The 19,658-nt window shown below is 69.5% G+C and carries 19 protein-coding genes; 11 read left to right on the top strand and 8 right to left on the bottom strand.

The window, feature by feature from the left end; translation table 11 throughout:
* Window positions 1-121: 121 nt before the first annotated feature.
* The 4 genes from ACFO5K_RS21145 to serS all read right to left on the bottom strand — a co-directional run bounded on the left by ACFO5K_RS21145 (window position 122) and on the right by serS (window position 6,007).
* Window positions 122-1,054, bottom strand: coding sequence for a DMT family transporter (locus ACFO5K_RS21145; RefSeq protein ID WP_378565643.1), 933 nt, complete (start codon window positions 1,052-1,054; stop codon window positions 122-124).
* An 86-nt stretch (window positions 1,055-1,140) separates the two neighbouring features.
* The gene (locus ACFO5K_RS21140; protein WP_378565640.1) at window positions 1,141-2,616 is read right to left on the bottom strand and encodes an MFS transporter; all 1,476 of its coding nucleotides are present in this window, start codon (window positions 2,614-2,616) and stop codon (window positions 1,141-1,143) included.
* A 217-nt stretch (window positions 2,617-2,833) separates the two neighbouring features.
* Window positions 2,834-4,672: a putative bifunctional diguanylate cyclase/phosphodiesterase gene (locus tag ACFO5K_RS21135; protein WP_378565637.1), complete on the bottom strand. Its 1,839-nt coding sequence runs from the start codon at window positions 4,670-4,672 to the stop codon at window positions 2,834-2,836.
* A 78-nt stretch (window positions 4,673-4,750) separates the two neighbouring features.
* Complete coding sequence (gene serS / locus ACFO5K_RS21130) at window positions 4,751-6,007, bottom strand: serine--tRNA ligase (protein ID WP_378565634.1); 1,257 nt, start codon at window positions 6,005-6,007, stop codon at window positions 4,751-4,753.
* A gap of 80 nt (window positions 6,008-6,087) precedes the next feature.
* Between serS and ACFO5K_RS21125 the strand changes: the two genes are divergently transcribed.
* From ACFO5K_RS21125 to ACFO5K_RS21100, 6 genes are all read left to right on the top strand, one after another.
* On the top strand, window positions 6,088-7,779 hold the full coding sequence (locus tag ACFO5K_RS21125) for an aldehyde dehydrogenase family protein (protein WP_378565631.1): 1,692 nt from the start codon (window positions 6,088-6,090) through the stop codon (window positions 7,777-7,779).
* A gap of 48 nt (window positions 7,780-7,827) precedes the next feature.
* Window positions 7,828-8,904, top strand: coding sequence for a septum formation family protein (locus ACFO5K_RS21120; RefSeq protein ID WP_378565628.1), 1,077 nt, complete (start codon window positions 7,828-7,830; stop codon window positions 8,902-8,904).
* An 11-nt stretch (window positions 8,905-8,915) separates the two neighbouring features.
* Window positions 8,916-9,254 (top strand): metallopeptidase family protein, encoded by a 339-nt coding sequence (locus ACFO5K_RS21115; protein WP_378565625.1) that lies wholly within the window; start codon window positions 8,916-8,918, stop codon window positions 9,252-9,254.
* Between the two features lie 110 nt (window positions 9,255-9,364).
* Window positions 9,365-9,676 carry a PE family protein gene (locus ACFO5K_RS21110; protein WP_378565622.1) on the top strand — a complete coding sequence of 104 codons (312 nt, stop codon included), beginning with the start codon at window positions 9,365-9,367 and terminating at the stop codon, window positions 9,674-9,676.
* Window positions 9,677-9,722: 46 nt separating this feature from the next.
* A complete protein-coding gene (locus tag ACFO5K_RS21105) occupies window positions 9,723-10,850 on the top strand; it encodes a PPE family protein (RefSeq protein ID WP_378565619.1) in 1,128 nt (375 codons plus the stop codon).
* Window positions 10,847-11,677, top strand: a complete 831-nt coding sequence (locus ACFO5K_RS21100) for an ESX secretion-associated protein EspG (RefSeq protein WP_378565616.1) — start codon at window positions 10,847-10,849, stop codon at window positions 11,675-11,677. Before ACFO5K_RS21105 ends, ACFO5K_RS21100 begins: the two co-directional genes overlap by 4 nt.
* Window positions 11,678-11,707: 30 nt before the next feature.
* Here the strand turns inward: ACFO5K_RS21100 and ACFO5K_RS21095 are convergent, their stop codons facing one another.
* From ACFO5K_RS21095 to ACFO5K_RS21085, 3 genes are read right to left on the bottom strand one after another with little or no spacing between them, the layout of a single operon-like run.
* The gene (locus ACFO5K_RS21095; RefSeq protein ID WP_378565613.1) at window positions 11,708-12,376 is read right to left on the bottom strand and encodes a histidine phosphatase family protein; all 669 of its coding nucleotides are present in this window, start codon (window positions 12,374-12,376) and stop codon (window positions 11,708-11,710) included.
* Window positions 12,373-13,287: a prephenate dehydratase gene (pheA, locus tag ACFO5K_RS21090; protein ID WP_378565610.1), complete on the bottom strand. Its 915-nt coding sequence runs from the start codon at window positions 13,285-13,287 to the stop codon at window positions 12,373-12,375. The genes ACFO5K_RS21095 and pheA overlap by 4 nt, the downstream gene beginning before the upstream one ends.
* A gap of 41 nt (window positions 13,288-13,328) precedes the next feature.
* Window positions 13,329-13,748 (bottom strand): hypothetical protein, encoded by a 420-nt coding sequence (locus ACFO5K_RS21085; protein WP_378565607.1) that lies wholly within the window; start codon window positions 13,746-13,748, stop codon window positions 13,329-13,331.
* A 112-nt stretch (window positions 13,749-13,860) separates the two neighbouring features.
* Here ACFO5K_RS21085 and ACFO5K_RS21080 point away from each other — a divergent pair, with 112 nt between their 5' ends.
* From ACFO5K_RS21080 to ACFO5K_RS21060, 5 genes are all read left to right on the top strand, one after another.
* A complete protein-coding gene (locus ACFO5K_RS21080) occupies window positions 13,861-14,622 on the top strand; it encodes a DUF2470 domain-containing protein (RefSeq protein WP_378565604.1) in 762 nt (253 codons plus the stop codon).
* Window positions 14,623-14,950: 328 nt separating this feature from the next.
* Entirely contained in the window at window positions 14,951-15,727 is a 777-nt protein-coding gene (locus ACFO5K_RS21075; protein ID WP_378565602.1) for a CPBP family intramembrane glutamic endopeptidase, read from the top strand.
* A 600-nt stretch (window positions 15,728-16,327) separates the two neighbouring features.
* Entirely contained in the window at window positions 16,328-17,476 is a 1,149-nt protein-coding gene (locus ACFO5K_RS21070; protein WP_378565600.1) for an LCP family protein, read from the top strand.
* Window positions 17,477-17,486: 10 nt separating this feature from the next.
* Complete coding sequence (locus ACFO5K_RS21065) at window positions 17,487-18,026, top strand: ferritin (protein WP_378565598.1); 540 nt, start codon at window positions 17,487-17,489, stop codon at window positions 18,024-18,026.
* 71 nt (window positions 18,027-18,097) lie between these two features.
* A complete protein-coding gene (locus ACFO5K_RS21060; RefSeq protein ID WP_378565596.1) occupies window positions 18,098-18,646 on the top strand; it encodes a ferritin in 549 nt (182 codons plus the stop codon).
* A gap of 66 nt (window positions 18,647-18,712) precedes the next feature.
* On the opposite strand, the gene ACFO5K_RS21055 is transcribed toward ACFO5K_RS21060, so the two are convergent.
* A complete protein-coding gene (locus ACFO5K_RS21055; RefSeq protein WP_378565594.1) occupies window positions 18,713-19,633 on the bottom strand; it encodes a DUF5926 family protein in 921 nt (306 codons plus the stop codon).
* Window positions 19,634-19,658 lie beyond the last annotated feature (25 nt).

Raw genomic sequence — 19,658 nt, 5'->3', positions numbered from 1 at the left:
TGGTGATCACGTGCTGTGCGGAGTGGCGCGCGCGACTCGGCGCTGCTGCCGGGATGGCCGTTGTGGGGAGTTCGGAGTCACGCATCGGGCCCGCGCACGGAAGGTTATGGCGGCGGTGGGTTCAGTGCGTGGGCCGGCTTGCCACCAGGACGGCGCACAGGACGACCACGCAGCTGAATGCCGCGGTGGCCGAGAGCTTTCCGTCGACCGCGTCGAGGAACATGGCCGCTACCAGTTGGCCGGCCACCGAGGTGAGGCCGAGGAGCAGGACACCGATCAGGCCGACGGTGACGGCGGCCAGTGCGATGAAAGCGACGCCGATCAGGCCGCCGGTGTAGAGCCACGGGGCGGTGGGGAATTCGGTGGGGAAGCCGGTGGTGGACAGGATGTAGAGGTCGAGCAGGAACAGGGCCGCCAGGCCGACGACGAAGTTGACCAGCGTGGCGGTGAACGGTCCGCCGACCGTGCCGACCCGGCCGTTGACCGCCTGCTGCCAGGCCAGGCCGATGCCCGCGAGCGCCGGCAGGACGATGAGCAGGGCGGGGATATCGGGAACACCGGTGGTGACCGCGATCGGGACGGAACGTCCGCCCGCGGACAGGACGACCCCGGTGACGCCGAGAATCGCCGCGACCACGCGCCACCAGGTGATCGGGGTCCGCCCGTTCGGCGCCAGCCCGAGCCGGTCGACGACGAGACTGCTGAGGAGCTGACCGGCCACCACCGCGACGGTGAACGCGGTGACACCGATCGCGGCAATGGTGAGCCCCTGCGAGGCCACGAAGAACGCCCCGCACACCCCGCCCAGCAACTGCCACGGCCGCAGCCTGCGCTGCGACACCGCGACGCGCACCTTGCCCACGCCCGCCCGCAGCCTCGAACTGCAGGCGAACGCGATCAGGAGTGCGAGCAGTCCGGTACCGAAACTGATGGTGGCCGCCGCGACACCGTCGGCCAGCCGCGCACCCAGGGCACCATTGATCCGCCCCTGCACGGCGACCCCGGCCCCGATACAGAAACCGAACACCAGCCCGATGCCACGGCGCCCACTCACCACTTCACACCCCCTGCCCAGTCGCTGACCCGGTCGAGCCCTGCCCACGCCCACCATCACACCTGGTCACGACCACACGCACCACCCTAGAGGTGGTGGTCCGAGGCCGGCGACGGCTCATCCGGCGCGGTTCGCGCAGGCAACCAGCTCGGCGTCAGAGCACCGGCGAGCAGCAGGACCGCACCGAGCAGGGCGATGGTGGTCGACATCGAGAGCCACAGGGTCGCGGCGGCGACGAAGCCGAAGACGGCGAGGGCGACGACTTCTGCCAGCAGTCCGGATACCGAGGTGACGGTGGCGCGGGCCGGGCCGTCGATGGCGTCCTGAAGGCGCGCGCCGGCCACTACTTCGGCGTTGAAGTCGATGCCGTAGGCGATGGCGATGCCGATGAATCCGGCCCACAGCAGCAGCGGACTCGCCGCGCCGACCGCCAGTGCACCGGCGATGAACAGCAGGCCGGCGACGAACAGGGCGGCCGCCAACGCCTTGGCCGGCACGGTTTCGGTGCGGCCCGCCAGCAGGGAACCGGCCAGTGACCCGGTGGCGGTGACACCGACGAGCAGCGCGGAGGTGGCGGTCGTCGCACCACCGGAGACGGCGAGCAGACCGAAGTACTCGTCGAAGGCCGTGACACCGTAGAGCAACGCGCCGAGCAGCACGCCGCGACGGACTCGCCGAACATGCAGTGCCTCGGCGATACCGGCCCTGAGCATTGCCACATAGCGGCTCGATACGCCATCTGGGGACGGTGGACCGCTCGGCGGGGGCGCCGGTCGCACGCCGTCCGCCGGGTCGCGGTGGGGGGCCGGCTCCGCAGACGGAGCGGAAGCGGTTTCAGCGGATGCTGGAGAGTACGCGGAAGCCGGCGAAGCATCTTGGAGTTCTTCTGCCACGGTGGTTTTCGTCCAGCCGGGCGGGGCATGGGGGCCGATGGTGTCGGGCTCGTCGTCCAGTTCATCGATCGCGGCGGCGGAGATGGCTACCGGCGCGCTGGGCAAGGCGAGGGCGGCGAGGGTGTGCAGGCCGCCGATCGCGACACTGACCCAACCGACCAGCGCGAATCCACCGAGCGCGTACAGCGGCGCGGCCGCGACGATGGCCACCAGCACGGTCGTTTCCTGCGCGCCGCGCGCCCAACCCATGATCCGGGCGTACGCGGACGGTTCCGCGCGGGCGACGAGGTCGTCGTAGATCAGGGCCTCGAAGGTGCCCGATTCCAGGGCACCGGAGATACCCCACAGGATGAATCCGAGCGCGAAACCCAGCAAGGACGGCGCGAGCATCCAGGTCGCGAAGCCCGCGGCTTGCAGTACAGAGGCCAGGACGAGCAGCGCCCGGCGCGACACCGTGTCGGCCCACGCGCCGGAGGGCACCTCGAGCAGGAACGCGGTCACCGACCAGAGGGCGAGCAGCAGTGAGATCTGCGCGGTCGTCAGCCCGTGGTCGGCGAACAGCACGCCGTACAGGGCGTAGATGGGCAGCAGGTCACGCGAACCCTTGAACAGCACCGCGCGCAGCGCCAGGCCACGCACGCCGACCGGTTCACGGGTCAACCGCGCCACCACCGCGGCGCAGCGCTTGTTGAGGCGGGAGGGTCAACAGCCGTAGATGAGCATTCGCATACCGTCGATAATTCCGCACGAGTCCGCTGTCGTCAATCGATTTCGCCGACCCGATCCGGCAGCCGAGACAGCACCCCGGGTTGTCCGGCGAGACATCCCGGAAGGGCTGTGCGGCAAGACCGATGACCGCTCGACAGTCTTCCGGAGACGCTCTGGATCAGCCGAGCGGGATCCAGCCGTTGGCGGCGAGGGAGTCGTCTTCGTCGGCGGGTGGGGTGGTGGGGTTCGACCGGCCTTCGTTGAGGTCGTTGATGAGGTCGGTGACGGGGTGGGAGTCGCTGTAGTGGTAGCCCTGGGCCAGGGCGAAGCCGAGTTCGGTGAGGACCGCGGCCTGGTATTCGGTTTCCACGCCCTCGGCGATCACCTGCAGGTCCAGCGACTTGCTGAGCGCGGCGATGACGCCGAGCAGCGGCGGAGCGGGGGAATCGGATCGGATGGCGGCGACGAAGGACTGGTCGACCTTGAGGATGTCGCTGGGGATGGTGGCCAGGCGGCTCAGCGAGGAGTAGCCGGTGCCGAAGTCGTCGATGGCGATGCGCACGCCACGGTCGCGCAGGGTGTGCAGGTTGGTGATGGCCGTCTGGGATTCGGCGGCCAGTTCGCTCTCGGTGACCTCGAGGACCAGCTGGTCGGCGGGCCAGCCGGTGTCGGACAAGATGGTCGCGACCCGCTCCGCGTAGTCGGTTTCGGCCAGTTCGAGGCCCGAAACGTTGACATTGAGGGTCAGGTTGAGCGAGGCGAAGCTGTCCTGCAGGCGGGCGGCGTCGGCGCAGGCGCGGCGCAGCACCAGTTCGTCCAGGTCGGCGATGAGGTCGTATTCCTCGGCCACCCGGATCAGGCCCTCGGTGCTCACCTCGGGCTGGGCGTTGGACGACCAGCGCAGCAGCGCCTCGACTCCGACGGCTCGGCCGCCGTCCTCGGTGAGGCTGACGATCGGCTGGTAGTGCACGTCGAGGGCGCCGCTGTCGATGGCCTCCCGCAGTTCCACCGCCAGCGGCAGCTGTCGCGAGGATTCGAGGACGGTGCGGTTGCGACCGGCCTGCTTGGCCCGGTACAGACCCACATCGGCGCGGCTGATCAGCAGCGAACCCGACTCGCCGGGCTGCCAGGAGGTGACACCGGCCGAGCAACCCATGGTCACCGCGGCGCGCAGTTGTTCGGTGAGCAGGATCGCGGCCTGCTCGGTGGTGCCCGGCAGCAGCAGTGCGAACACGTCGCCACCGAAGCGGGCCAGCACCTGGTCGGGGGCGAGCAGGTCGAGCCAGCTGTCGGCCACTCGTTGCAGGACGGCGTCGCCGGCGCGGTGGCCGAGGTGGTCGTTGATCTTCTGGAAGCGGTCCAGGTCGACCAGCACCAGCGACAGGCCCTGACCGCCGCGACTGGCCGCATCGATCGCCGGGTTGAGCTGCTTCTCGAAGCCACGCCGGTTCAGCAGACCGGTGAGTACGTCGATATCGGCTTCCGATGCCATCCGGGTGAGGATGCCGACCACCACCCCGGCGCCGAAGGTGACACCGGCCGGGATCAGGCCGGCCCACCAGGGCAGTCCCCGATCGGGCAGCACCCACAGGCACAGCACCATCGCGAAACCGATGTGCGCGGCGGCCTGTGTCCAGGCGAAGAACAGTGCCGCGTCGCAGGCGACGAACACATAGAACGAGGCCAGGGTGATGCCGCCGACCAGGTTCGGGAAGGAATGCACCGCGACGGTGACCAGCACGGTCGCGGTGGCCAGGTAGAGGTGGTGCAGCGTGTGCGGCATCCGCGGACCCCACACCAGCAGGGTCAGGCCGAGGAACAGCGCGACCGCCGCGGCGGTGCCGACCAGCAGCCGGTTGCCGTCATCGCCCGGTGCGATGGCAGTGATCGTCAGGCCGAGGACACCACCGAGAACGTAGAACGCCCCCGTTGTCCTGGCCATGACCTTTGCCGTCGCCAACGCCGATGCCGCCCGCACCCGGGTTCGGGTATCGCCGCGCGCCCCGATTCCTCGCACGAGCACCAGCCTAGATGTTGTTCGGTTCCGATGATTGCCACATCACACAAATGGTCTGCCAGCAAACAGTGAAGTGCTCTACGGTGTCAAAACCTCGGTGCCGACGAACGGGACGAGCGCCTCGGGCACCCGCACCGAACCATCGGCCTGCTGATGGTTCTCCAGGATCGCCACGATCCAGCGGGTGGTCGCCAGCGTGCCGTTCAACGTGGCGGCGACCTGCGCTTTTCCGTTCTCGTCGCGATAGCGGATCGAGAGCCTGCGCGCCTGGAAGGTGGTGCAGTTGGAGGTGGAGGTGAGTTCCCGGTACGCCTGCTGGGTGGGCACCCACGCCTCGCAGTCGAATTTGCGGGCCGCCGAGCTGCCGAGATCACCGGCGGCCACATCGATCACCCGGTAGGGCACCTCGATCGCGGCGAGCATCTCGCGCTCCCAGGCCAGCAACCGCTGATGCTCGGCGTCGGCCTGTTCGGGGGTGGTGTAGACGAACATCTCCACCTTGTCGAACTGGTGCACGCGGATGATGCCGCGGGTGTCCTTGCCGTAGCTGCCGGCCTCGCGGCGGAAGCACGACGACCAACCGGCGTAGCGCTTCGGGCCCGCGCTCAGGTCGAGGATCTCGTCGGAGTGGTAGCCGGCCAACGGCACCTCCGAAGTGCCGACCAGGTAGAGATCGTCTTCTTCGAGGTGGTAGATCTCGGCCGAATGCTGCCCGAGGAAACCCGTGCCCGCCATGATCTCCGGGCGCACCAGCACCGGTGGAATCATCATGGTGAACCCGTTGGCGACCGCCTTCTGCGCGGCCAGCTGCAACAGGCCCAGCTGCAGCATCGCGCCGAAACCGGTGAGGAAGTAGAACCGCGAACCCGACACCTTCGCGCCGCGTTCCATATCGATCAGGCGCAGCGACTCGCCGAGCTCGAGATGATCCTTCGGCTCGAAGTCGAATTCCTTGGGGGTGCCCACGGTTTCGAGCACGACGTAATCGTCCTCGCCACCGGCCGGGGCGCCGTCCTGGATCACGTTCGAGAGGGCGCGGTGAGCGGCGTCGAGATCGGCGTCGGCCGCGTTCTGGGCGAGCTCGGCCTCCTTGACCTTGGCCGACATGTCGGTGGCGGCGGCCAGCAGCGCGGGGCGTTCCTCTTTGCTCGCCTTGCCGATCACCTTGCCCATGGCCTTGTGCTCGGCGCGCAGGGAGTCGGCCGTGGCGACGGCGGAACGGCGCGCGGCATCGGCTTCGAGCAGGGCGTCGACGAGCGCGGGGTCTTCACCGCGGGCCCGCTGCGAGGCACGGACAGCTTCCGGGTTCTCGCGCAGGAATCGGAGGTCGATCATGAGAAAACAGCCTAGTTGTTTCCGCAATCCGTTATCTTCCGGCCTATGCCGAACCGCCCCGGCAGGGGCATAGTTGCAATGTGAGTACCACTTTCGACACCGCAGCCATCGATACCGCGCTCGCTGATCTGACCGAGGGGGTCAAGACCTGGGCCGCGACCGGCCTGGGCCGCCGCCGCGAACTGCTCGACGAGCTACACGCGCTCACCGCCCGCGACGCCGAGGCGTGGGTGGCGGCGGCGCGCACCATCAAGCAGCTCGACGTCGACAGCCCGCTGGTCGGTGAGGAGTGGATGTCGGGCCCGATGACGATGCTGGGCGGCGTGCAGGCACTCAGCGACACGATGGCCGCGCTGGAGCAGGGCGCCAGCCCGCTCGACGGTGTCGACCTCGGTTCCGCGCCCGGCGGCCGGGTCTCGGTGCCGGTGCTGCCGCACGGGATCTTCGACAAGCTGCTACTCAGCGGGTTCAGCGGCGAAGTGTGGTTGCGTCCCGGCGTCGACGCGGCCACCGCGCGCCGCAAGGCCGGTCTGGCCCAGCTCACCCCGGCCGAGACCAACGGGGTGGGCGCGGTGCTCGGCGCGGGCAACATCATGTCGATCGCGCCGCTGGACACCCTCTACGAGCTCTACGCCAACAACCGGGTCGTCGCGCTCAAGCTCAATCCGATCACCGACCCGCTGCTGCCGGTGCTGCAGGCGATTTTCGCTCCGTTCATCGAGCTGGGCGTGGTGCGCATCCTCACCGGCGGCGCGGCCGAGGGCGGCTACCTGGTGAATCATCCACAGGTCGCGCACGTGCACATGACCGGCGGCGCCCCGACCCATGACGCGATCGTCTGGGGCACCGGCGAGGAGGGCGCGCGGCGCAAGCAGGCGGGCGAACCCGCGCTCACCAAGCCGATCACCAGCGAACTCGGCGGTGTGGCGCCGTGCATCGTGATCCCCGGTGAGTGGAGCGCCGCCGATCTGAAGTTCCAAGCCGAGCACGTGGCCACGATGCGCCTGCACAACGGCGGCTACAACTGTGTGGCCGCGCAGACGGTGGTGCTGAGCGCGGACTGGCCGCAGAAGCAGCAGTTCCTCACCGAACTGCGCGCCGCCATCGATGGCGCGCCCGCGCGCAAGGCGTACTACCCCGGCAGCGACAACCGGGTGGCGGGCGCGCTGGACAGCTATCCGGCCGCCGGCCGGGCGAACGGTCGCGTCCTGGTCGAGAACCTGCCCACCGAGGACACCCCGCTGCTGGGGACCGAGTACTTCTCCCCCGTGCTCGGCGTGGTGGAACTGCCGGGCGAGGATTTCCTCGGCAACGCGGTCGAGTTCGCCAACGACAAGCTGATGGGCACGCTCGGGGCCAACATCATCGCCCACCCCGACACCATCAAGGCCCTGGGCGCGCGACTCGACTCCGCGATCGAGGACCTGCGCTACGGCACCGTCGCGCTCAACAGCTGGACCGGTCTGGCCTTCCTCACCCCGCGGGCCAGCTGGGGCGCCTACCCCGGCCACACCATCGACGACGTGCAGAGCGGCATCGGCGTGGTCCACAACGCCTTCCTGCTCGACGACGTGGAACGCACGGTGGTGCGCGGCCCGTTCCGTCCGGCTCCGCGCTCGATCCTGGCCGGTGAATTCTCCACCACCCCCAAACCGCCGTGGTTCGTCGCCAACAAGACCGGCGCCACCACCGGTCGCAGGCTCACCGAGTTCTACGGTGACGCAAAGCTGCGCAGGTTGCCGGGCATCTTCTGGTCGGCGCTGCGCGGCTGAGCCGACTTCACCGGGGCGGCGGCCGGGCCCGGCATACAATCGCTGGCGATGTCCGAGAAGCAGAGTGAACCAGCAGCGGGATCCGAGACCGCCCCGCGGGGCCGCGTCGCCAGTTCGCTGCACGTATCGGCGCCGAAGCTGCGGTGGGGGCTGCTGCTGGGCGCTCTCGGCGCGGTGCTCGCGGCGCTGGTCACGATGACGGTCACCGGCTTCGACACCGACAAGGTCGAAGCCCACCAGCCCGGTACCGCACCCGTGGTCAGGGACAAGGAGTTCAGCAGCGCCGACGTGGGCGACTGCCTGAACTGGACCAGGACCGACCGCAGCGACCTGCTGAAGGTGAACTGCGCCGACGAGCACCTGTTCGAGGTGGCCGGGGTGATAAACCTGGGCGCCTACCCGGGCCGCGAGTTCGGTGAGGGCACCCGCCACCCGGATTCGCTGCGGTTGACCGAGCTGCGCGACGAGCACTGCCTGCCCGCGGTACAGAACTACCTGGGCGGGCGCCTCGACCCGCGCGGCAAGTATCTGGTGAACGTGATGTCGCCGAGCCCGGCGGGCTGGCAGCACGGCGACCGGACGTTGCGCTGCGGTGTGCAGGTGGCCGCCACCGCGGCCAGCCCGCCGTCCACGGGTTCGGTGGTCGGGTCCGACCAGTCCAAGGTGCACCCGGTGGGCACCTGCCTCGGCATCAACCAGAACCTGCCGACCGACCCGGTCGACTGCGCGCAACCGCACGCGGTGGAGATCGTGGGCAACGTGAACCTGGGGGCCGAGTTCACCGGCGGACCGCCCACCGAGGCCCAGCAGGACAAGTTCGTCGAGGCCGAGTGCAACCGCATGTCCACCGAGTACCTCGGCAGCCCCGACGCGATCCGCAACAAGACACTGACGCTGTTCTTCGACTATCTCGAGCCGTCGAGCTGGCTGGCGGGCAGCCGTCGGCTGGACTGCTGGCTCGGAAAGGGTGTCGATCGTGAGGGTTTCGCGCCGATCGTGGGTTCGGCGCGCGGTGAGATCCTGATCGACGGCCAGGCCCCGGTGCCCCCGCCCAACACCGGTCGTTCCACCCCCGCCCCGCTGCCGGGCGCGGCCCCGCTACCTCCGCAGCCGCAACCGCGATGAGGGCGGACGCGATGTCGCCGGATCGGTTCGACGAGCTCGTCGGCGATGCGCTCGACCTGATTCCGCCCGAGCTCACGGGGGCGATCGACAACGTGGTGGTGCTGGTGGAGGCACGCAACGACGAGGAGCCCTCCTTGCTCGGGCTCTACCACGGGATCGCCCTGACCGAACGCGACAGCTACTACGCGGGTTCGCTGCCCGATACCGTAACCATCTATCGAGAGGCTATTCTCGACATCTGTGACACCGACGACGAGGTGATCGAGGAAGTGGCGATCACCGTGATCCATGAAATAGCACACTATTTCGGGATTGACGACGACCGGTTGCATGAGTTGGGATGGGGTTAGCGAAAATTGGGTGGGGGATCTATGGAACCGAACGACCCGCTCTCGCGTCCTATCACTCGTAGGGGGAATTCTCGTGGTTCCCGATAGTCGCCACCAGAAGGAGTCGGGTCATGGTTGGACACGTTCTCGTTACACCTGAAATCGTCCTCGCCGCAGCTGCCGAGCTGGATCTGCTCGCGGAGCGGCTCGCCGCGGCCGCCACGCTGGCCGGCCCCACCACGCACGTGCTGCCCTCCGGTGCCGAGGAGGTCTCGCTGCTCGCGGCGAGCCACTTCAACCGGGCGGCAGGCACCCACGACGGCGCCATCGCCCAGGGGATCCTCGAGCTGCACCACGCGGCCGCGACCCTGCGCTCGCAGTTGGCCACCCACGTCGGCGAAGACCTGGTCCGCGCGGCCACGATCAACGCCGTTCAGGTGTAGCCGCACTCGATCCGCCGACGATCATTCATTCAGGGGAGAAACAAGCATGACCGCAGGGATCACCGGGGTTTTCTGGCTGCCACGTATGGCCGAAGTCAACTCCACCACACTCAACGCGGGCGCCCACGCGGTCCCGATCACCGCCGCCGCCACCTCGTGGGGCACCCTCGCCGCGGCGTGGGGCGACGCCACGTTCACCATCACCCGCGTGATGGCCGAGGTCGGGGTCGGCCTGCAGGGTGTGAACGGTCTCGCCGTGCTCGCCAAGCTCGGGCCCTTCCTCGCCTGGACCGGTCAGCAGAGTGCGATGGCCGCGACGATGAGCGCGAAGACCGCCGCCAACGCCACCGCCTACACCGTGGCCTCGATCGCCATGCCGAGCCTGCCCGAGATCGCCGCCACCAATGCCGCCGTCGCCGCCTCGGCCAACCCGCCCGGCGTCGTGTCCGGCGCGTTCGAGGTGGCCGAGATCGCGCGCCACGCCATGGACATTCGCGCGGCGCTGGTGATGGAGACCTACGAGGCCGCCACCACCGCCACCGTCACCACCCCCGGTGAGTTCTCGATGCCGCCCTCGATCGCCAGCGGCGCGGGCTCGGCCACCCAGGGCGACTTCGGCGGCAACCCGTTGCAGGCCGCGGTCGGCGCGGCCCAGGCCCTCGTCTCCAACCCGGGCGTGGTCAGCGCGGCCACCCAGGCCGCCAATGTCGCGGGCAGCGTCGTCTCCGGCGGTGTCGGCACCGTCGGCAACATCGGCGCCTCCGCGGTGTCGGCCGCCACGGCCACCGTGCCCGCGGGCGCGACACCCGGACCGGCCATGATGGGCGGCGGCGCGGGCATGGCCGCCGCCGGTGGCATGGGCACCGCGTCGGCCAGCGTCGGCGGGGTGTCCCTCGGTGCGGGCGCGCTGAAGTTGCCCGACGGCTGGGGCGCCGCGGCCAGCGCGCCCGCGGCGGCACCGGTCAGCGAGTCGACCGTGGTCCGGACCGAAGGCGCACCCGCGCGCAGCACCGGCGCAGGCGCCAACCCGCTGATGGGCAACCGTGCCGCCAAGGGCGAGGACGACGACGAGCACGACGCCGTGGACTACGGCCGCTCGGATGAGCCCTTCACCGACGGTCGCTACGCCGCCGACGGCGTGATCGGCGCCGACCTCGCCGGATCGGCCAAATGACGGTGCTCGGCACGGGTGGCGGGGGGTCGCTGCTCGAGGCCGTCGTGCTCTCGCTCGACGACATGCAGTTCCTCTTGGAGACACTGCAATTCGACGAGATGCCCGTGGTGCTCGACGCCCTGGGCCGCTACGACGACGTCACCGCGCACGACGCCGCCATGAAGGCGGCTCAGGCCGCCCTCACCGAACGGGAACTGCTCTTCGGTGACGTGGTGGTGCCCGAGCTCGCCGAGCGCCTGCGGGTGCTCTACCGGCCGCAGTGGATCATCGCGCTGCGGTGGGTGGTCGCCGGTCAGGTGAACCGTTTCTGTCTGGCGCAGGGCGACGACCGCGCGGTCGTCGCCCTGCGCGGGCCGGACTCCTACGTCATCGACGACGCGGGCCTGGATCTGCCGGGTGCGGTGCTGCAAGCCCTCGGGCACACCGACGCGCTCGAGCTGTACGGGATGAACGCTCCCACCGAGGAACTCGCGCCGATCTTCGGCGACACCGGTGACGCCGCGGGTACCGCGAAGCGGCTCAGCGAAGTGGGCAAGCCGCCCACTGATGCGCAGACGCTGGCCTCGGCGCTGGTCGACATCCATTCCTACGCCGAGATCGTGGGCGTCGCCTACGGTGACGGCACCCGCGATGTGCAGGACAACCACATCGCGGTGTTCAACACGCGCGCAGGGCGATTCATCATCACCGCCAGCGTCGCCGACGACGGCGTGAAGTGGTCGTCCATCGCCACCGGCACCAACGCCCGGCTGCGCACCGCGCTGGCCGACCTGATCGAATCCCTGCCGGTCCGAACGGAATTCAAAGCAGCTACGCCCGGCGCCTGATCGGCTCCGCGCGCCGGCGGCGCAGGGCGTTCACCCCATGGGGTCGTCGGGGATGGGATCGGCCTTCACCGTGAACGGTGGGGTGAAGCGGCCCCATCGCAGGCATTCCCAACCGCCGTCGTCGGTGGGGAGCAGTTCGATCGTCTCGGTGTTGTCGAGGTGGTTGTTCGTGGTGAACGGCGGGGCCACCCCGCCCAGCGCCTTGCCGATCAAACGCATTGCGGCACCGTGGTTCACGACCACCACGTCGCCCTCGATGTCGTCGGTGAGGTAGCGCTCGCGCAGGTCGGTGAGCACCGGCAGGATGCGGTCGAGGACTTCGCGACCCGATTCGCCGCCGGGTGTCCTGGTGTCGAGATCACCGTGGTGCCAACCGTGGTACACCTGCTGGAACAGTTCGTGGGCGGCGCGGTCGCTGCGCCCGTGCAGCTCGCCGACCTGCACTTCGTAGAGGTTGTCGAGCACCTGGGCGGCGGTGCCCGTGGCATCGCAGATGTGGCCGGCGGTCTGGCGGGCCCGCAGCGCCTCCGAGGTCACCAGCACCCGGGGCGGTCGAATGAGGGTGGAGCCGAACGTTTTCGCCTGTGCCGCTCCACGTTCGGTGAGCGGCAGGCCGGGCACCCGGGTGTCGAGGATTCTCGCCACGTTGCCTTCGGTTTCGCCGTGGCGGACCAGTACCAGTTTCGCGCGGGTTGTCATAGGTCCGCGACCCCCTCTCGCAATTGCGTCAACCATTCCGCGGCGGGTTCGTCGGCCGGTGGTGGTGTGCCGACCGCCGAGGTCGCGGGCCAGGAACCGAGAAACCGGATGTGGGCCGTGCGATGCAGTGCCTTCAGCGTCTCGGCCACCGCCGCGTCATCGATGTGGCCGACACAGTCCAGATAGAAGCGATAGGTGCCCATTCCGGTGCGGGTGGGACGCGACTCGATGCGGGTGAGATCCACGCCTCGGGTAGCGAATTCGGCGAACGCGCGCATCAGGGAGCCGGGCTCGTTGGGCAGTTCGAGCACCACGGAGGTGCGGTCGGCGCCGGTGGGTTTCGGGGCCGGGCCGGGTTTGGTCACCAGGACGAAGCGGGTGATCGCCTGGTCGTGGTCGGCCACGCCGGCGGCCAGGGTCACCAAGCTCAGTCGTTGCCCGGCGAGTTCGGTCGACACCGCGGCGTCGGCGGTGCCCGCGGCCACATCCTCGGCGGCCGCGGCGTTCGACGCCGAGATGTAGGGCCGCGCGCCGGGCAGGTGGCGGGCCACCCATTCCCGGACCTGCGCCGCCGCCACCGGATAGGCCGCCAGCGTGCGCACGTCGGCCAGTTCGGTGCCGGGTCGGGCGACGATCGAGAAGCTCACCTCGAGTTCGGCTTCGGCGATGATCTGTAGCCGGGGGCCGATGGCCAGGGAGTCGAGGGTCGCCGGGATGGATCCTTCGACCGAGCTCTCGAACGGCACCACCGCGCCGTCGACGGCGCCGGAGCGGATCAGCTCCAGCGCCGCGCCCTGACTGGGCGCGGCCACTCGCTCGACCGGGCCGTGGAAGGCCCCCGAGTTCTCGAACTTCACCAACGCCATCTCGGTGAAGGTTCCGGACGGCCCGAAATACGCAATACGCGGCACACAGAAAGATTAGCTGCCGTGGCGCCGGACGTCGGCCGAGCTCAAGCTTCCAGCACTCGCAGGGCGGCGATGATCGCCTGCTCATCAGTGGTTTCTATACCGAGCAGGACGGTGCGGAGGGCCTCGATAGCCGGTGGCTTGAGCCCCTTCAAGAAGGCGAGGTCTGGATCTGCCAGTGCGGTGAGGATGTCTTCGCCGCACAGCGCGGCGACGGTGCCCGCGACGATGGCGACCGCGCGGGGCCCGCTGCCGGTGCGCGCGACGAAACCGCTGTCGGCGTGGGCGATACCGACGAGGACGGCGGCGAGTGCGGTGTCGGGGATGTCGGCGTCAACGAGGCGGGCGGTGTCCGGTGCGCTGCCCACGGGCTGGACCAGGCCGGCGACGAGGCTGCGGCGGGCGGGCGCGGAGAGGCTGACCAGGACTGGTTCCGCGGGGGTCGAGTGGTCGCCGTGCGTCATCAGACCACCGTAGAGGGAAATGTCGCGCCGATTTCTCGCGGTGTCCCTCTTGCGCAGACGGGCTCGGTAACTTAGCTTAGGTTTACCTAATCAATAGTTCGCGGAGGTTGTCATGTCGAGCCCCACCACGATCCTCGCGCCGACGACCGCGGAGCGGGTGCGCAGCGCGTGCACCCACGCGGAGACGGCGGTGCTCGCGCTTCCCGGTATCGACCCGGTCCCGACGACCCTGCATCACCTGCGCCGATGCGGTGACGCGGTGATCGCCGTGCCCGCAGACTCGCTGGCCGCCGCCCTGGCCGCCACTGCCAACGAAACCTCCGCGGTGCTCGAACTCACCGACCACGCGCCGCTGCCGCTGCGCGAACCGGTCCGCGCGCTGGTGTGGTTGCGCGGCTGGGTACGTCAGGTGCCTGCGGGGGCGCAGCGCGCGCTCGCCGTCGAGATCGCCAAGGACTTCCCGCATCCCGGCCTGCTCGATGTGGGCCACGGGGTGACGCTGCTGCGGGTGGTGGTGAACTCGGCGGTTCTGGCCGACACCTCCGGCGCCGAATCCGTCGACCACGCCGACCTGCGCGCGGCCGACACCGACCCGTTCTGCGAACTGGAAGGTCCCTGGTTGCAGCACCTGGTCGAAGACCACGCCGACGTGGTGGCCCAGCTCGCGCGGCACCTGCCCGCCCGGCTGCGCGGCGGCCAGGTGCACCCGCTGGCCATCGACCGCTACGGCATCACCCTCCGCGTCGAAGGTGTCGACAGCGACCACGACGTGCGCTTACCGTTCGCCTCCCCTGCCGACGACATCGAGTCGCTGAGCCGCGCGGTGCGCATCCTCGCCGGCTGCCCCTTCCTGAACGGATTGCGCCGCATCTGAGTTCGCAGGCCGATCCGGCGCCGACAACGAACCGCGGGAGCCGGCACTGCGCTGCCCGTAGCGGCGGGGCACGCACAGCGACCGGTGTGTGCACTCGGCCGCGCCCCGTTCCTGAACGGGTTGCGCCGCATCTGAGTTCGCAAGCCGATCCGGGGGCCGACAACGACATGCGCGACCCGGCACGACCCTGCCCGTACCGGCGGGGCACGCACAGCGACCGGTGTGTGCACTCGGCCGCGCCCCGTTCCTGAACGGTCGCGCCGCCCCTGAACAGCGGCGTGCCGACCGGGGAGCGAAGGGCCGGCGCAACCCTCTTACACTGCGCGACATGCGCGTGGAACCCCCGGACGAACAGCTGAGCGATCGCGAACGGTTCGGCTTGCGGGTCGAGATCAGCGTTGTGCTGCTGGTGACCTTCGGGCTCAGCGGGATCAGTGCCGGGCTGTCGCTGCTGGACTCGGCGTTGTCACCCGGTGGGGTCGGTGGGCGGACGGTGGCGTTGAACGCCTCGCGGTCGAACAGTTCCCTCATCGACCTGCTGTTCCAGCTGGTCGGAGTGGCACGGTTGCTGGCATGGGCGGCGCTGGGGCTGTATCTGTTGTGGCGCAGCGGGATCGGGCCGCGGCTGATCGGGTTGGCCAGGATCGGGCGCGGCGATGTGGTGGCGGGCCTGGTACTGGCCGCGGTGATCGGGGTGCCCGGGCTGGGGTTGTATCTGGTCGCCCACGCATTGGGGGTGAGCGTCACCATCGTCCCGGATTCGCTGTCGGAGCAATGGTGGCGGTTGCCGGTGCTGATCCTGGCGGCCGGTGCGAACTCGGTGGCCGAGGAGGTGCTGGTGGTGGCCTACCTGATCACCCGGTTGCGCAAGCTGGGCTGGTCGGAGAACGGGTCGCTGCTCGCCTCGGCCCTGCTGCGCGGCAGCTACCACCTCTATCAGGGGCTCGGTGGTGGTCTCGGCAACATCGTGATGGGGATCGTCTTCGGCCGGTACTGGCAGCGCACCAACCGGCTGTGGCCGCTGATCCTGGCGCACGCCACCATCGACGCCGTCGCCTACCTCGGCTACACCGCGCTGCGCGGACGGGTCGGCTGGCTACCGTGAGCGGCGTGTCACAGCCGGACTCGCCACCATCGCGCGTGTCACGCTAACGACGGGTATCTCCCGGGGTATCCCATAGTGACCGAACGCGCAGAACCGACCCGCGTACCCCACGATCAGTAGAGTTTGACGGTGATGAACGGCGACGATCCACGCAGACGCCGGGTGCCGCCACCTGGCGGCCACCCCGGTGGACCTGCGGTGCCGCCGCGAGCGCGCCCCGACGGCAGGCCGATTCCACCCGAGCACGATCCGGCCCTGCGGCGCCGCGGAAACCCGCCGCCCCCGCCCGGCGACCCAGCTGGAGGCCGGCGCCCACGGCGGCCCCAGGGCGAACCGCCCGGGCAGCGCGGCGGCAACCCGAGCTCCTTCCGTAACGATCCGGCCGTGCGCGCCGGCCGAAGCCCGCGTCCGCCTCACGACGATTCGCCCGCGCAGCGCGGCGGCGACCCACGTTCACCCCAGAGTGGACGGGCCGCGCGTCGCCGTGGCACCCCGCCGCCACCCGCGGCAGCCGGTCGTCCCGCCCGGCGTTCGGGCCCGCCGGACGGCCCCACGGCCCGGTACGCTCCACCCGGGCACGGGCCAGAGCCCACCCAGGTCATGCACCGCGACGGGCGCGGCGACGGACCCCTCGCCTATTCCCAGGTGCCCGGTGACAAGACCCGGCACGCGCCTCCGCAGCGTCCGGTCCGCGAGCCGGGCGGGCACGCGCCGACCCAGCGCCCGGTCCCGCACGATCCCGCCCCGCCGCGTCGCCGCCCGCCGCCCGCCGGTGGGGGCAGGCAGCCCCGGCCGCCGCGTCGGCGGCGCAGGCGGCATCCGTTCCGGTGGCTGATGGTGATCGTCGTGTTGCTGATCGCCGGGCTGATCGCGGCGGTGGTGCACCTCGACAATTCCCTCACCCGCATTTCCGCGCTGACTTCCTACAGTGATCGTGTGGCCGATACGCCCGGCACGAACTGGCTGCTGGTGGGGTCCGACGGGCGCGCCGATCTGTCCGAGGAGCAGACCCAGCAGCTGGCCACCGGCGGCGATGTGGGGCCCGAGCGCACCGACACGATCATGCTCGTGCACATTCCCGCGTCCGGGCCGACCACCATGGTGAGCCTGCCGCGTGACTCCTACGTGAGCATTCCGGGCCACGGCCGCGACAAGCTCAACGCGTCGTTCGCGTTGGGTGGCGCCGAACTGCTGGTCCAGACGGTGGAGGTGGCGACGGGGCTGCGGATCGACCACTACGGTCAGATCGGTTTCGGTGGTTTCGCCGACGTGGTCGACGCGGTCGGCGGCATCGAAATGTGCCTGGATCAACCGATCTCGGACCCGCTGGCCGGGCTCGACCTGCCCGCGGGTTGCCAGGAACTGTCCGGCCCGCAGGCGCTCGGATTCGTGCGCACCCGGGCCACCCCGAACGCGGATGTGGACCGGATGAATCATCAGCGGATGTTCATGTCGGCGCTGCTGAAGGAGGCGACGAGCATGGGCACCGTGCTCAACCCGTTCGCGCTGTGGCCGATGGCGACGGGGGTGGCCGGATCACTGAAGGTCGACGACGGCGACCACATCTGGAATCTGGCCGCCCTCGGCTGGGCGATGCGCGGTGACACGGTGACCACCACCGTCCCGATCGGCGGCTTCGACAACACCGCGGTGGGCAATGTGCTGCTGTGGGACAAGTCGAAGGCACCGGATTTCTTCGACGCGCTCGCCAACGACCGGCAGATTCCGCAGGACCTGCTCACCCGGTAACGTCGATGGCATGGCCGACGACGAAAATTTCCTCGCACTGGTGCGCGATCAGGTCCGGCACGGGCTCACAACCGCGCAGCAGTATTTGGCCGCCGCCGTCTATTTCGATACCGAGCGCCTCCCCGAGCTGGCCGCGCAGGCGTATGCGCATTCGCACGACAACCACGGTCACGCGATGCGGATGGTGCAGTATCTGCTCGACCGCGACGCACGGGTTTCCATCGGCGGTCTCGACGAGATCCGCTCCGAGTTCGGCTCACCGCGCGATGCGATCGCCTTCCTGCTCGAACGCGAACAGCGCACCGCAGATCAGATCAGCGCGCTGGCCGCCGCGGCCCGGGATTGCGACGATTACCTGGGCGAACAGTTCACCCAGTGGTTCCTCAAAGAGCAGGTGGGCGATATCGCCGAGATGTCCACTTTGCTCGCGGTGCTGGACCGGCAGGGAAACCTCTTCGATGTCGAGGAATTCGTTCGCCGCGAACTCACCCGTGCGGTGTCGGCCGATAACACGGCGCCCCGAATGGCGGGCCAAGTTAGGAAATACTAGGTTAGGGAATACTGTCCTCAATAAGGCTACACTTGGATGACAAGGCGTCTGACCAGCGTTAATGTTGCGCCATGTCGATTCATCCGGAACCCCCCCGCAGCAAATTCCACAGCCTGCTCCAAGACCAGATCCGGCATGAGTTCAACGCCGAACATCAGTACATCGCGATTGCGGTGTGGTTCGACAACAACGACCTGCCGCAGCTCGCCAAGCGCTTCTACGCCCAGTCGGTGGAAGAGCGGAATCACGCGCTGATGATCGTGCAGTATTTCCTCGATCGCGACATCAGTGTGGAAATCGCCGGTATCGACGCGGCGAAGTCGAGCTTCGAATCCGCGCGCGAGCCGATCGAGCTGGCCCTGGCCCAGGAGAAGACGGTCACCGATCAGATCGTGCGCCTGGCCAGCACCGCCCGGGAAGAGGGCGACTACCTCGGCGAACAGTTCATGCAGTGGTTCCTGAAGGAACAGGTCGAAGAAGTCGCCGCCATGACCACGCTGCTCAATATCGCCGAGCGCGCCGGGTCGAACCTGTTCGATCTGGAGGCTTTCATGTGGCGCGAGCTGAGCACCCCGAAGGATGCGTCCGGCGCGCCTTCGGTCGCCGGCGGCAGCGTCTAGTCAGCAAGTACTGAACGGCTTCGGCTCGCGGACAGCGAGCCGAAGCCGTTGGCGTTCGGAGAATTCTCAGCGCAGGGTGATCTGCCGCGACCGCAGACCGTCGCGCGAGCGCCGCTCCGCGGTCGTCATCGGCGCATCCGAGGCGAGGGCCTCGGCCAGCCGCGCACCGAACTCCTGTGCCGGGGCCGCCCACTCGGCCGGATGACGCTCCGGGTCCAGGTCGAAGACCGGCACCAGCAGGCCGTGCGTACGGAACGAACCGGCGAAGCGCGAACCCTCACCCATGTGCAGCCCACCGGTGGCGTGCACCCGGGCCAGCGCCAGCATCAGCGCGTCCTCGTCCTCGGGACGTACCCAGCGCACGTGCGCCTTCTCGCCCGCGTCGACCCACCAGGCCGCGCCGACGCCGTCAGCGCCCAGATCCAGGCGCGCCGAAGGCATGATGGCCTGCTTGGCCTGCTCGATCGTCGCCGCCACCTGCGGGTCGGGCGTGACACCCTCGGGCACCCACCAGTCGAAGTCCTGGTGCACGGTGAGCTCGAGGTCGGCGCCGGGGTCGATCACGTCGCCCAGGCGCGGCCCGCCTTCGACGGAATCGGCACCGGCGAGCGATTCGCCCGGCTCGGCCGACTGGGTCCACAGGATCGCCGCGGCGATGTCGGCCGACGGGTCGCTGCCCTGCTGCTGCACCTGCGTACCGACGAAGCCGACTTCCTCCTCGCCCGCGCGCACCAGCGCGGCCACCGCGCCGGGTAGCACCGTCGCCAGGACGACCTCGCGCTGCGCGGCCACGCCGGGCGCGAGCTTCAGGGTCGCGGTCGCCGACGGCACGAACTCCCGCAGCGCCACCAGATCACATTCGGCAGCAAGACCCTCGAACGGCCGCGTCACGGCCGCAGATGCCTGCTCCTGCGCCGCACGCCGCTCGGCGAGACGCTGAGCCCGATTACTGTCGGGCTTAGGACTGTTCCGCTTGCTTTTACCCACGTACCGGAGTTTATGGGCGCGCACC

Source organism: Nocardia halotolerans, from assembly GCF_042650145.1.
Taxonomy (GTDB): domain Bacteria; phylum Actinomycetota; class Actinomycetes; order Mycobacteriales; family Mycobacteriaceae; genus Nocardia; species Nocardia halotolerans.
Note: the sequence above shows the minus strand (reverse complement) of the source record. Positions and strands in the feature narration are given on the sequence as shown.

Coding starts and splice junctions, on each gene's coding strand:
- serS (WP_378565634.1), bottom strand. CDS start 6,007: ATGATCGACCTCCGATTCCTGCGCGAGAACCCGGAAGCTGTCCGTGCC.
- ACFO5K_RS21120 (WP_378565628.1), top strand. CDS start 7,828: ATGTCCGAGAAGCAGAGTGAACCAGCAGCGGGATCCGAGACCGCCCCG.
- ACFO5K_RS21115 (WP_378565625.1), top strand. CDS start 8,916: ATGTCGCCGGATCGGTTCGACGAGCTCGTCGGCGATGCGCTCGACCTG.
- ACFO5K_RS21110 (WP_378565622.1), top strand. CDS start 9,365: ATGGTTGGACACGTTCTCGTTACACCTGAAATCGTCCTCGCCGCAGCT.
- ACFO5K_RS21105 (WP_378565619.1), top strand. CDS start 9,723: ATGACCGCAGGGATCACCGGGGTTTTCTGGCTGCCACGTATGGCCGAA.
- ACFO5K_RS21100 (WP_378565616.1), top strand. CDS start 10,847: ATGACGGTGCTCGGCACGGGTGGCGGGGGGTCGCTGCTCGAGGCCGTC.
- ACFO5K_RS21095 (WP_378565613.1), bottom strand. CDS start 12,376: ATGACAACCCGCGCGAAACTGGTACTGGTCCGCCACGGCGAAACCGAA.
- ACFO5K_RS21085 (WP_378565607.1), bottom strand. CDS start 13,748: ATGACGCACGGCGACCACTCGACCCCCGCGGAACCAGTCCTGGTCAGC.
- ACFO5K_RS21080 (WP_378565604.1), top strand. CDS start 13,861: ATGTCGAGCCCCACCACGATCCTCGCGCCGACGACCGCGGAGCGGGTG.
- ACFO5K_RS21075 (WP_378565602.1), top strand. CDS start 14,951: ATGCGCGTGGAACCCCCGGACGAACAGCTGAGCGATCGCGAACGGTTC.
- ACFO5K_RS21070 (WP_378565600.1), top strand. CDS start 16,328: ATGCACCGCGACGGGCGCGGCGACGGACCCCTCGCCTATTCCCAGGTG.
- ACFO5K_RS21065 (WP_378565598.1), top strand. CDS start 17,487: ATGGCCGACGACGAAAATTTCCTCGCACTGGTGCGCGATCAGGTCCGG.
- ACFO5K_RS21060 (WP_378565596.1), top strand. CDS start 18,098: ATGTCGATTCATCCGGAACCCCCCCGCAGCAAATTCCACAGCCTGCTC.